The organism is Ramlibacter lithotrophicus (assembly GCF_012184415.1).
Lineage (GTDB): Bacteria > Pseudomonadota > Gammaproteobacteria > Burkholderiales > Burkholderiaceae_C > Ramlibacter > Ramlibacter lithotrophicus.
In genome coordinates, this window is the sequence record NZ_VTOX01000002.1 from 445542 (window position 1) to 456895 (window position 11354).

10 protein-coding genes are annotated in these 11354 nt (G+C 69.2%); 3 read left to right on the forward strand and 7 right to left on the reverse strand.

What is annotated here, in order from left to right; genetic code table 11:
• Positions 1 to 8 precede the first annotated feature (8 nt).
• The 6 genes from RAMLITH_RS08195 to lgt form a co-directional block, all read right to left on the reverse strand.
• Positions 9 to 1292, reverse strand: coding sequence for an acyl-CoA dehydrogenase family protein (locus RAMLITH_RS08195; protein WP_168106874.1), 1284 nt, complete (start codon positions 1290 to 1292; stop codon positions 9 to 11).
• A gap of 112 nt (positions 1293 to 1404) precedes the next feature.
• The gene (locus RAMLITH_RS08200) at positions 1405 to 2931 is read right to left on the reverse strand and encodes a malonate--CoA ligase (RefSeq protein ID WP_168106875.1); all 1527 of its coding nucleotides are present in this window, start codon (positions 2929 to 2931) and stop codon (positions 1405 to 1407) included.
• 124 nt (positions 2932 to 3055) lie between these two features.
• Positions 3056 to 4039: a Bug family tripartite tricarboxylate transporter substrate binding protein gene (locus tag RAMLITH_RS08205; protein ID WP_168106876.1), complete on the reverse strand. Its 984-nt coding sequence runs from the start codon at positions 4037 to 4039 to the stop codon at positions 3056 to 3058.
• Between the two features lie 39 nt (positions 4040 to 4078).
• Complete coding sequence (locus tag RAMLITH_RS08210; RefSeq protein WP_168106877.1) at positions 4079 to 5521, reverse strand: malonyl-CoA decarboxylase; 1443 nt, start codon at positions 5519 to 5521, stop codon at positions 4079 to 4081.
• Positions 5522 to 5591: 70 nt separating this feature from the next.
• Positions 5592 to 6260 (reverse strand): GntR family transcriptional regulator, encoded by a 669-nt coding sequence (locus RAMLITH_RS08215; protein ID WP_168107219.1) that lies wholly within the window; start codon positions 6258 to 6260, stop codon positions 5592 to 5594.
• Between the two features lie 111 nt (positions 6261 to 6371).
• Positions 6372 to 7196, reverse strand: a complete 825-nt coding sequence (gene lgt, locus RAMLITH_RS08220) for a prolipoprotein diacylglyceryl transferase (protein WP_168106878.1) — start codon at positions 7194 to 7196, stop codon at positions 6372 to 6374.
• A gap of 151 nt (positions 7197 to 7347) precedes the next feature.
• Between lgt and ilvD the strand changes: the two genes are divergently transcribed.
• Both ilvD and RAMLITH_RS08230 read left to right on the forward strand, forming a co-directional pair.
• A complete protein-coding gene (gene ilvD, locus RAMLITH_RS08225) occupies positions 7348 to 9042 on the forward strand; it encodes a dihydroxy-acid dehydratase (protein WP_168106879.1) in 1695 nt (564 codons plus the stop codon).
• A 94-nt stretch (positions 9043 to 9136) separates the two neighbouring features.
• Positions 9137 to 10633 carry an FAD-dependent oxidoreductase gene (locus RAMLITH_RS08230; protein ID WP_168106880.1) on the forward strand — a complete coding sequence of 499 codons (1497 nt, stop codon included), beginning with the start codon at positions 9137 to 9139 and terminating at the stop codon, positions 10631 to 10633.
• A 24-nt stretch (positions 10634 to 10657) separates the two neighbouring features.
• Here the strand turns inward: RAMLITH_RS08230 and RAMLITH_RS08235 are convergent, their stop codons facing one another.
• Positions 10658 to 10897 carry a TIGR04438 family Trp-rich protein gene (locus RAMLITH_RS08235; protein ID WP_168106881.1) on the reverse strand — a complete coding sequence of 80 codons (240 nt, stop codon included), beginning with the start codon at positions 10895 to 10897 and terminating at the stop codon, positions 10658 to 10660.
• A 109-nt stretch (positions 10898 to 11006) separates the two neighbouring features.
• Here RAMLITH_RS08235 and RAMLITH_RS08240 point away from each other — a divergent pair, with 109 nt between their 5' ends.
• Entirely contained in the window at positions 11007 to 11309 is a 303-nt protein-coding gene (locus RAMLITH_RS08240) for a c-type cytochrome (RefSeq protein WP_168106882.1), read from the forward strand.
• Positions 11310 to 11354: the final 45 nt, after the last annotated feature.

Sequence of the window (11354 nt, forward strand, 5' to 3'; positions counted from 1 at the left end):
GCGCGCCTTCAGCGGATGCGCGGCGGCGCTTCCAGCTGCTCAGGCGTCGTGAAATAGGCGGCCGACGATCCCTGCCGCTCGCGCGCGAGCGACAGTTCCTGGCGCGCGATCGTGCGCAGGTGCACCTCGTCGGGCCCGTCCAGGAAGCGCATCGCCCGGCCCCAGGTCCACAGCCAGGCCAGCGGCGTGTCCGGCGACATGCCCATCGCGCCGAAGATCTGCATCGCGCGGTCCGCCACCCGCGTCTGCAGCCGGGCCGCCACCACCTTGATCGCGGCGACCTCGGCACGCAACGCACGCGAAGGCAGGCCCTCGCGCTGGTCGAGGCTCCAGGCGGCGTGCAGCACCAGCAGGCGGGCCTGGTCGATCTCCAGCCGCGACTCGGCGATCCAGTCCTGCACGTTGGCCTGGTCCGCCAGGTACTTGCCGAACGCGCGCCGCTCCAGGGCGCGGTCGCACGCGAGCTCCAGCGCCAGTTCGCACTGGCCGATGGTGCGCATGCAGTGGTGCACCCGGCCCGGTCCGAGGCGCGCCTGCGCCATCGCGAACCCCTGGCCCCACGCGCCCAGCAGGTTCTCGGCCGGCACGCGCACGTTGCGCAGCAGCAGTTCGCAATGGCCCTCGGGCGAGCGGTGCTGCATGATCGGGATGTTGCGCACGACCTCGACGCCCTTGGTGTCGAGCGGCACCAGCACCATGCTGTGGCCGTCGTGGCCGGCCGCCGGCTCCTCGCCCTCGTTGCGGCACATCACGATCAGCAGCCGGCACTGCGGATGGGCGACGCCGGTGATGAACCACTTGCGGCCGTTGAGCACCAGCTTGTCGCCTTCCTTCCGGACCGAAGTCTGCAGGTTGGTCGGGTCCGACGACGCGACGTCGGGCTCCGACATCGCGAACGCCGAACGGATGCGGCCTTCCAGCAGCGGCATCAGCCACTGCAGCCGCTGCGGCTCCGTCGCGTTCTGCTGCAGCAGCTCCATGTTGCCGCTGTCGGGCGCGCTGCAGTTGAAAACTTCCGCCGACCAGGGCAGCCGCCCCATCGCCTGCGCCAGCGGCGCGTAGTCCAGGTTGGACAGCCGGGTGCCGGGCTCGTCGTCGCGCAGCCCCGGCAGGCACAGGTTCCACAGTCCCTCGGCCCGGGCCAGGTCCTTCAGGTCCTGCAGGAATGGCGGCGGCACGCCCTCGGCCGCGCAGCGGTGCCAGGCGGCGTTGTACGGCAGCACGAAGCGGTCGATGAACGCCTCCAGCTGCTGCAGCCAGGCGCGCGCTTTCGGGGACGGCTCGAAATCCATCGGGGCAGCTTAGGGGGCGCCGCCGGCACGCCGGATGACATCCGTCAAGGTTTGCGGCGCGCAGTTGTCGCCTAGGCTACAACCAGCGCGCCCGCAGGCGTCCTGGGAGCCTTCAGGCGAACAACTGCTTGTGCTGCTCGCGCAGGAGGTTCTTCTGCACCTTGCCCATGGTGTTGCGCGGCAGTTCGTCGACGACGAAACAGCGCTTGGGGATCTTGAAGTTGGCCAGTTGCGACTTGAGCTTCGCGAGGATTTCCTCGCCGTCGAGCCTCATCCCCGGCCTGGGAATCACCACGGCCACGCCGACCTCGCCGAAGTCCGGATGGGGCACGCCCACCAGCGCGCTTTCCGCGACGCCCGGCAGCTCGTTGATGTAGCCCTCGACCTCGGCCGGGTACACGTTGTAGCCGCCGCTGATGATCAGGTCCTTGCTGCGCCCGACGATGGTCACATAGCCGTCGCGGTCGATCCTGCCGACGTCGCCGGTCCTGAACCACCCGTCGTGGGTGAACTCCTCCTTCGTCTTCTCGGGCATGCGCCAGTAGCCCTTGAACACGTTCGGCCCGGTGACCTGGATGCCGCCGATCTCGCCCGCAGGAACGTCCTGGCCGGCCTCGTCGCGCACACGCACGCCCACGCCGGGCAACGGAAAGCCGACGGTGCCGGCGCGCCGCTCGCCTTGCGCGGCGTCGTACGGATTCGAGGTCAGCATGATCGTCTCGCTCATGCCGTAGCGCTCCAGGATCGTGTGGCCGGTGCGCTCCTTCCAGGCATTGAAGGTCTCGGGCAGCAGAGGCGCCGAGCCGGAGATGAACAGGCGCATGTTCCGGCACACCACCTTGTTCAGGCGCGCCTCGGCCAGCATGCGCGTATAGAGCGTGGGAACGCCCATGAACACGGTGGCGTCGGGGAGGCGCTCGATCACCCGCTTCGGGTCGAACTTGCCGAACCAGATCATCCTGCTGCCGTTCAGCAGCGCGCCGTGGATGGCAACGAACAGGCCGTGCACGTGGAAGATCGGGAGGGCGTGGATCAGCACGTCGCCCTGCTGCCAGCCCCAATAGTCCTTGAGCACCTGCGCGTTCGACAGCATGTTGCCGTGCGTCAGCATTGCGCCCTTGCTGCGGCCGGTCGTACCGCTGGTGTAGACGATGCACGCGAGATCGTCGGCGCCCGCCGGCGCGATCTCGTGCCGGTCGCCGCAATGCGCCGCCCGCTCCAGCAGCGAGCCGGTCCGGTCGTCGTCGAGCGTGAACACGTGGTGCGTGCCGGCCTTGAACGCGAGCTTGCTGACCCAGCCGAAATTCCTGCTGGTGCACACCACCACCGCCGGCTCCGCGTTGCCGATGAAGTACTCGATCTCGGCGCTCTGGTAGGCGGTGTTGAGCGGCAGGAACACATGGCCGGCCCGCAAGGTGCCCAGGTACAGCATCATCGCTTCGACCGACTTCTCGACCTGCACCGCGATGCGCGACGCCGGCGGAAGTTGGAGCGACTGCAGCAGGTTGGCGATCATCGCCGTCGCACGGTCGAGGTCGCGCCAGGAGTAGACGAGCCCGGCGTCGGTCTCGACGGCCGCCGCGTCGAGGTCCGCGGGGAACGCGGCGCGCAGCGCGGCGAAGAGGTTCTCTTGCTTCATCGTGACATTTCTTCGAAAGGGGCGCGGCACGCCGGCCCGCACGACCGGCGGCGCGCCCGGTGGCCGCCCTGTTTTCCCTGTTGTCCGGCCGCGACCCGCCCCGAGCGGGTGCCGCAGCGCGCCGTCAATCGATGCGTGCGCCCGACACCTTCACCACGTTGGCCCAGCGCTTGATCTCGCCGTTCACGAGCGCGGCAAACTGCTGCTGGCCGAGGTTCGGGAACTCGGCGCCCTGGTTGGCCCAGACCGCCTTCAATTCATCCGATTGCACCGCCTTGCGAACCTCGTCGATGATGCGCGCCTGCGCGTCCGCGGGCGTGCCCTTGGGCGCCCACAGTCCGTACCAGGTCGTGACGGTGTAGTCGGGAAGGCCGACTTCGGCCGCGCAAGGCACGTCCGGCAGGGCCGGGTTGCGCTTGGCGCCGGAGACCATCAAGGCCCTGGTTCGGCCGCCCTTGATGTGGCCCGCCGACGAGCCCAAACCGTCGAACATCATGTCGACGTTGCCGGCGATGAGGTCCTGCAGCGCGGGACCGGCGCCGCGGTACGGGATGTGCGTGATGAACGTCTTCGTCTGCTGCTTGAACAGCTCGCCGGCGAGGTGGTGCGACGTGCCGCTCCCGGCGGAACCGTAGTTGTACTTGCCCGGGTTGCGCCGCAGCATCTCGACGAATGCCTTGAAGTCGGCCGCAGCCACCCGCTTGGGGTTGACGACGACGACCTGCGGCACCGTCGCGACGACGGTGAGCGGCACGAAGTCCTTCTCCAGGTCGTAGTCCAGCTTCGGATACATCGACGGGGCGATCGTGTGGTGCACGGCCCCCATGAACAGCGAGTAACCGTCGTTCGGAAGTCGCGCCGCCAGGCTCGCGCCCACGGTGCCGCCGGCCCCGCCCCGGTTGTCGATGATCAGCTGCTTGCCGGTCTGCTTCGCGAACTGCGCCGCCAGCGGACGCGCGAACGCATCGGTCCCGCCGCCGGCGGGGAACGGAACGACCACCGTCACCGGCTTGGCCGGCCAGGACTGCGCGCGAGCGATGGGCAGCAGCGAGGCGGCGCCCGCAACTCCCGCCGCACGCAGGACCGCGCGACGTGAAATCCAGTTCATGACTTGTCTCCCTTGGGTTTTTCGATGGAACGGACGCGACTATAAATACAAGTCCTCGACGGCGCCCGAAACCGGGATTTCGCCGCCGGCCAGCATGGCGCGGTGCTTGTCCAGCCGCTTGAGGTCGTACAGGTAATTGACCATCAGCCCGTACGACTGCTTCACGCCCTTGGACGAAGGATCGCCGCCCCAGTTGAGGCGCTCGACGCGGGCGCCATTGCCCAGGTGGAAACGCGCCACCGGATCCACCGGCTTGCCGTCCTGCCACTGGTGGCCCAGGTATTCCGCGGCACAGCGCATCAGCATCCCCCGTACCGGCGACTTCGCTTCGAGGGCAAGCGGCTTGTCCCAGGCCGCCAGCAATTGCTGCGCCGTGAGCTCGCCGCCCAGGACCCTGGCCAGCTCCGCGCGCGGCCGGGGCTCCAGGCGCTCCAGCAGCGTGCCGATGTTGCGGCTCAGCCATGCGCGCAGGCCCGGGACCGGCGAGAGGGTGGCGAAGGTCTTGAGGCGCGGAAACTCTTCCTTCAGCGTTTCCACCACGCGCTTGATCAGCGAGTCGCCGAAGCTCACGCCGCGCAGCCCGGGCTGCGTGCTGCTGATCGAATAGAAGATGGCCGTGGTCGCGCGGCCCAGGTCGCTCGGCGCGGCGGACTCGTCCAGCAGCGGCGTGATGCAGCCGGACAGCCCATCGGCCAGCGCGACTTCCACGAAGATCAGCGGCTCCCCGTCCAGCCGCGGATGGAAGAAGCCGTAGCAGCGGCGGTCGCTGTCCAGGCGGTTCTTCATGTCGGCCCACCCGCGCACGTCGTGCACCGCCTCGTACCTGATCAGTTTCTCGATCAGCGACGCCGGCGAGTCCCAGCTGATGCGCCGCAGTTCCAGGAAGGCGACGTCGAACCAGGTCGAGAACAGGTTCTCCAGTTCCGCGTCCAGCGGCGCCAGCCGCTTGTCGGCCTTCAGGTGCGGCAGCAGCTCGGCGCGCAGGTCGACCAGGAAACGCATGCCTTCGGGGAACACGGCGAAGCGCTGCAGGAGCCGGGTCCGCGGCGAGACCAGCGCCTTGCGCAGGCGGATCTCGGCCTGCCCTTCCTCGGGCGTGCCTTGCGCCGCCTCGTACTGGTCGCGCACCGCCTTGAGCTTGCGGGCATCGGGCGCGAACTGCTCGCTCATGAGCAGCCAGCCGTCGCGCCGCGCCTCCAGCGGCGCCTGCGCGTACCACTCGGCAAAGGCCCTGGCGAGGCGGCCCGCCTCCACTTCGCTCACCTGCGGATCGACGATGGCCTGCAACTCGGTGAGCGTGCGGCGCAGCACCCGTGGCGACAGCGCCTCCTGGCGCCGGCGCAGCGTCGCCTGCAGGCGCTCGCGCGTGGTCCGCTGCGGGGCCTTGGCCTCGCCCGGCACCCGCGGCGACGCCGCCGCCGTGGTTTCGAGGGTCGGCCGCAGCAGCGCCACGCTGCGCGCCAGCCAGTCGGTCGCGTTCATTCGCACCTCTCCGGTTCACTATGGAGCAATGCACGCGGCCTTGCCCGGACCTCTTGCACGAAGCCGCGCTTCATTGGACGCGCCTTCCCAGCCGGTTGCGCGCGAGCTCGCGCAGCGCCTCGCGCTGGCGCTCCAGGTGGACCCGCATGGCGGCCTCGGCGGCGGCCGCATCGCGCGTCCGCAGCGCGGCGAACACCGCCTGGTGCTCGGCGAGGCTCTCCTCGAGCCGCCCCGGGGCATGCAGTTGCTGCAGGCGGGCGAGCTTGACGATCTTGCGCAGGTCGCCGATCACCTGGGCCAGCCAGCGGTTGCCGGCCAGGCTGATGATGGCCTCGTGGATCGCGTAGTTCGCGGCGTAGTAGTCGTTGATGCGGCGCGCCCTGGCATGCCGTGCCAGCTTGTCGTGCAGCGCCTCCAGCGCCTGCAGGTCGGCGTCGCTCGCATGCAGCGCCGCCTCGAACGCGCAACGCCCTTCCAGCATGGTGAGCACGGGGAAGATCTCGTCCAGGTCCTGCTCGGTGACCTCGTTGACGAAGCAGCCGCGGCGCGGCTCGTGCCGCACCAGCCCTTCCGCGGTCAGCACCTTCAGCGCCTCGCGCAGCGGGGTGCGCGAAATGTCCATCTGCTCGGCCAGCGCGGGCTCGTCCAGGAAGCTGCCCGGCGTCAGTTCGCCCGAGAAGATGCGCTCGCGCAGCTGCTGCGCCACTTCGTCGTGGAGCGAGCTGGAGATCAGGCGCATGGTCGTGGGGGCCATAATTTCGCGTAATTACGGGAAATTATGGGTCGACCGCCGCGGTCCGTGGGCCGGGCGCGGGAAACTACCTACCCGAATCGGCGCGACCGGCGGGCGTCACCTCGCCGGAACTGGCGCCGGCCGCCGGTCGAACCACAGCCACAGCGCCACGCCGGCCAGCGCCATCGGCAGGCTCAGCCACTGCCCCATGCTGAAGCCGAGTGACAGCAGCCCGAGGTGGCTGTCTGGCTCGCGGAAATACTCGGCCACGAAGCGCAGCACGCCGTAGCCGATCAGGAACGCGGCGGCGACCTGCCCCTGCCGGCGCGGCTTGCGTGCATAGAGCCACAGCAGCACGAACAGCAGCAGGCCTTCGAGCAGGAACTGGTAGACCTGCGACGGATGGCGCGGGATCATGGACCCGCTTTGCGGGAACACCATGGCCCAGGGCAGCGACGGGTCGGCCGCCCTTCCCCACAGTTCGCCGTTGATGAAGTTGCCGACCCGTCCGGCCGCCAGCCCCGGCGGGACGCACGGCGCGATGAAGTCCATCAGCTGCCAGAACGGCTTGCCGCGCGAGTGCGCGAACCACCACTGGGAAACGATCACGCCGAGCATGCCGCCGTGGAAGCTCATGCCGCCTTGCCAGACGTACAGGATCTCGAGCGGGTGGGCCAGGTAGTAGCCGGGCTTGTAGAACAGGCAATAGCCCAGCCGGCCGCCGACGACGACCCCCAGCACGCCGAGGAACAACATGTCCTCGACGTCCTTGCGGGTCCAGGCGCCGGGGCCCCTCACGGAAGCAAACGGCTCGTGGTGCAGCCGGCGGTACGCGAGCAGCATGAACAGCGCGAACGCGGCCAGGTACGTCAGTCCGTACCAGTGGATGGCGATGGGCCCCAGCCGCAGCGCGACGGGGTCGATGTTCGGATACGTGAGCATCCGCTGATTGTGCGGCAAGGGTCGCCGGCGCGGGCGCCGCGCGGCCCGGCGCTGTCCCGCGGGCGCCTGGGGCCATCCCCGGCGACCCGGGCGGGCTGGGGCATACTTCCCTGCTCGAGCGGTCGCCACCGCGCACTGACACCGACCCACCATGGAAATCAAGACCATCCAGATCAACCGTCGCAGCAAGAACATCACCGAGGGCAAGTCGCGGGCGCCCAACCGCTCGATGTACTACGCCATGGGCTACGAGGAGTCGGATTTCCGCAAGCCGATGGTGGGCGTCGCGAACGGCCACAGCACGATCACCCCGTGCAACAGCGGGCTGCAGAAGCTCGCCGACGCCGCGATCGCCGGCATCGAGGAAGCCGGCGGCAACGCCCAGGTGTTCGGCACCCCGACCATCTCGGACGGCATGGCGATGGGCACCGAGGGCATGAAGTACTCGCTGGTGAGCCGCGAGGTGATCTCCGACTGCATCGAGACCTGCGTCCAGGGCCAGTGGATGGACGGCGTGCTGGTGGTCGGCGGCTGCGACAAGAACATGCCGGGCGGCATGATGGGGATGCTGCGCGCCAACGTGCCGGCGATCTACGTCTACGGCGGCACCATCCTGCCGGGCCGCTGGAAGGACCAGGACCTCAACATCGTCAGCGTGTTCGAGGCGGTCGGCCAGAACGCGGCCGGCAACCTGAGCGACGCCGACCTGCGCGAGATCGAGATGCGCGCCATTCCCGGCTCGGGCTCCTGCGGCGGCATGTACACGGCCAACACGATGTCGTCGGCGTTCGAGGCGATGGGCATGTCGCTGCCGTACTCGTCGACGATGGCGAATCCGCACGACGAGAAGGAAAACTCGGCTCGCGAGTCAGCCAAGGTGCTGATCGAGGCGATCCGCCGCGACCTCAAGCCCCGTGACATCGTCACGAAGAAGGCGATCGAGAACGCGGTGGCCGTGATCATGGCAATCGGCGGCTCGACCAACGCGGTGCTGCACTTCCTGGCGATCGCGCACGCCGCCGAGGTCGAGTGGACCATCGACGACTTCGAGCGCATCCGCCAGCGCACGCCTGTGATCTGCGACCTCAAGCCCAGCGGCCGCTACCTGGCCGTCGACCTGCACCGCGCCGGCGGCATCCCGCAGGTGATGAAGGTCCTGCTGAAGGCGGGCCTGCTGCACGGCGATTGCATGACGATCACCGGCAAGACCATCGAGGAGACGCTGAAGGACATTCCCGATGCGCCGCGCGCCGACCAGGACGTGATCCGCACGGTCGCCGACCCGATGTACCAGCACGGGCACCTGGCGATCCTCAAGGGCAATCTGTCGCCCGAAGGCTCGGTGGCCAAGATCACCGGCCTGAAGAACCCGGTCATCACCGGCCCGGCCCGCGTGTTCGACGACGAGCAGTCGGCGCTGCAGGCGATCCTGGACGGGAAGATCAAGGCCGGCGACGTGATGGTGCTGCGCTACCTGGGCCCGAAGGGCGGTCCGGGCATGCCGGAGATGCTGGCTCCCACCGGCGCCCTGATCGGCGCCGGGTTGGGCGAGAGCGTCGGCCTGATCACCGACGGCCGCTTCTCGGGTGGCACCTGGGGCATGGTCGTGGGCCACGTGGCACCGGAGGCGGCGGCCGGCGGCAACATCGCGCTCGTCAACGAAGGCGACTCGATCACGATCGACGCGCACCAGCTCAAGCTCGAGCTGAACGTGCCGGAGGCCGAATTGGCGAAGCGGCGCAGCGCGTGGAAAGCGCCGGCGCCGCGCTATCGCCGCGGGGTGCTCGCCAAGTTCGCATTCAACGCCTGCAGCGCCAGCCAGGGCGCCGTGCTCGACAACTATTGAGCGCCTGCCACGGCCGCGCGGCTGTGGCTTTCGTCCTACGACCCGGCCCCACCGGGCCCCCTAGCATGGCCGATCCGCAGAAGGAGAACGAGCCATGGACACCACTTCGGTGTGGCGCGCCACCGCGCCGGGGACCGCCTACGCGGCGCTGCAGGGAGACCTCGCGACCGACGTCCTGGTCATCGGCGGCGGCATCACCGGCGTGACGACGGCGCTGCTGCTCGCCCGGCAGGGGCGCTCCGTCGTGCTGCTGGAGGCCCGGCAGCTCGGCAGCGGCAGTACCGCGAATTCCACCGGCAACCTGTACGTGACCCTGGCCGACGGGCTGTCGACCATGGCCCAGCGCTGGGGCGAAGACGCAGCCCGGCAGGTGGTCGAGCAGCGGCGAGAGGCCATCGCCTTCATCGAACGCCTCGCGGCGCACGGTGACACCGGCTTTCGGCGCTGCGCCCACCTGACCTGGGCCATCGACGAGCAGCAGCGCGAGCAGGTCGCGCGCGAGTTCCACGCGCTGTCGAAGGCGGGCGCCAGCGTCCGCCTGGACAGCAGCGTGCCGGCCCCGCTGCCCGCGCCGCTTGGCGACGTGCTGGTGCTGCAGGACCAGGCGCAGTTCCAGCCGCAGGCTTACGTGAACCACGTCGCCCAACTGGCGGTCCAGGCCGGCGTGCGCATCCACGAGCAGTCGTGCGTGGTCGAGCTGGACCACAAGGCCAGGCGCGTAGCCACGGCGAACGGCAGCGTCCGGGCCCAGGAGATCGTGCTGGCCACGCATTCGCCCAAGGGCTTCCACCTGGTGCAGGCGGAAATGCCGGTGCATCGCGAGTACGGCATCGCGCGGCCGCTCACCGGCGCGGACCCCGGTCCCGGCACGTTCTGGATCCGCGGCGCCGAGGGGCTGTCCGTGCGCACGCTCGAGGCCGGCGGGAGCCGCTACCTGGTCTGCATCGGCCAGGAGCACAAGGTCGGCATCCACAACGCCAGGGCGAGCCTGATGGTCGTCGAAGCGGCCGCCGGGAAGCACTTCGGGCCCGGGCCGACCAGCCATCGCTGGTCGGCGCAGAACTATCGCTCGGCCGATGGGCTGCCGTACGTCGGCCGCGATGCGAGCGGCTGTTTCGTCGCCACCGGCTTCGCCACCGACGGGCTCACCTGGGGCACCGTCTGCGCAACCGTCGTCTCCGAGCAGATCATGGGGCGGTCACCGCCGTTCGGCGAACTGTGCAAGGCCTCGCGCTTCTCCCCGGTCAAGGGGGCGAAGGGGATGATCGAGGAGAACGTCACGACGGTGAAACAGCTGGTGAAGGACTACCTGACGCACCGCCAGGCCCAGCATCTGGCCAGCCTCGCGCCCGGCGACAGTGCCCACGTGGAGGCCGAGGGCGAGACCTTCGCGGCCTGGCGCAGCCCGGACGGGGAGCTGTTCGCCGTGTCGCCGGTGTGCACCCACCTGGGCTGCAAGGTGCACTGGAACAGCGTGGAAACGAGCTGGGACTGCCCGTGTCACGGCAGCCGGTTCCGGGTGGACGGCACCGTGATCGAAGGTCCCGCCATCGCGCCCCTGCGGCGCAAGCACCTGGACGTCGGCTCGTGAAGGCGCGGGGAGCGCGGGCCTCTTCTAGCGCTTCTTGGGCTTGATCCCCAGAGATTCGCGGCTCTTGTCGATCCGCGCCTGCTTGCGGGCGTCTTCCTTCTGCATCGCCTTCTTCTTGGTGTAGCCCGACCAGTCGGCCCAGGCCCACCATGCAACGGCCGCGGCGAAGGGGGACAGGACCCACCACCACTCCCACGCCGCCACCGGCCCGATCTCGAGGTATTTCAGGGCCAGCAGCAGGACTCCCAATCCCAGAAGATACATTACATTCTCCGAATATGTGCCTTGAACCCGTGGGGAGATCCCGACCCTGTCAACGGCCATCACTACAATTGCGTTCAGCAATGTAACCCAACCTTTGAGGACTCTCCCAATGAAGCGTGCCCTGTTTGTCCTGTTCGCCGCCGCGGCGTGCCTGCCCGCCATGGCCGACCAGGCGCTTGCCACCTCCAAGAACTGCATGGCCTGCCATGCGGTCGACAAGAAGCTGGTCGGCCCGTCGTACAAGGACGTCGCCGCCAAGTACGCCGGCCAGAAGGACGCCGCGGACAAGCTGGCCGACAAGATCGTGAAAGGCGGCTCCGGCGTGTGGGGCCCCGTCCCGATGCCGGCCAACCCGCAGGTCAGCGCCGCCGAAGCCAAGAAGCTGGCAGCCTGGGTCCTCGCCACCAAGTAACGCCCGACGCCTTGCGGACCTGGTCCGCGAACGAAAAAGCCCCGC

What these genes read in the sequence shown, in the direction of transcription:
- RAMLITH_RS08230 (WP_168106880.1), top strand. Translation starts at nt 9,137, where the DNA reads ATGGACACCACTTCGGTGTGGCGCGCCACCGCGCCGGGGACCGCCTAC.
- RAMLITH_RS08210 (WP_168106877.1), bottom strand. Translation starts at nt 5,521, where the DNA reads ATGAACGCGACCGACTGGCTGGCGCGCAGCGTGGCGCTGCTGCGGCCG.
- RAMLITH_RS08195 (WP_168106874.1), bottom strand. Translation starts at nt 1,292, where the DNA reads ATGGATTTCGAGCCGTCCCCGAAAGCGCGCGCCTGGCTGCAGCAGCTG.
- RAMLITH_RS08205 (WP_168106876.1), bottom strand. Translation starts at nt 4,039, where the DNA reads ATGAACTGGATTTCACGTCGCGCGGTCCTGCGTGCGGCGGGAGTTGCG.
- lgt (WP_168106878.1), bottom strand. Translation starts at nt 7,196, where the DNA reads ATGCTCACGTATCCGAACATCGACCCCGTCGCGCTGCGGCTGGGGCCC.
- RAMLITH_RS08200 (WP_168106875.1), bottom strand. Translation starts at nt 2,931, where the DNA reads ATGAAGCAAGAGAACCTCTTCGCCGCGCTGCGCGCCGCGTTCCCCGCG.
- RAMLITH_RS08235 (WP_168106881.1), bottom strand. Translation starts at nt 10,897, where the DNA reads ATGTATCTTCTGGGATTGGGAGTCCTGCTGCTGGCCCTGAAATACCTC.
- RAMLITH_RS08240 (WP_168106882.1), top strand. Translation starts at nt 11,007, where the DNA reads ATGAAGCGTGCCCTGTTTGTCCTGTTCGCCGCCGCGGCGTGCCTGCCC.
- ilvD (WP_168106879.1), top strand. Translation starts at nt 7,348, where the DNA reads ATGGAAATCAAGACCATCCAGATCAACCGTCGCAGCAAGAACATCACC.
- RAMLITH_RS08215 (WP_168107219.1), bottom strand. Translation starts at nt 6,260, where the DNA reads ATGCGCCTGATCTCCAGCTCGCTCCACGACGAAGTGGCGCAGCAGCTG.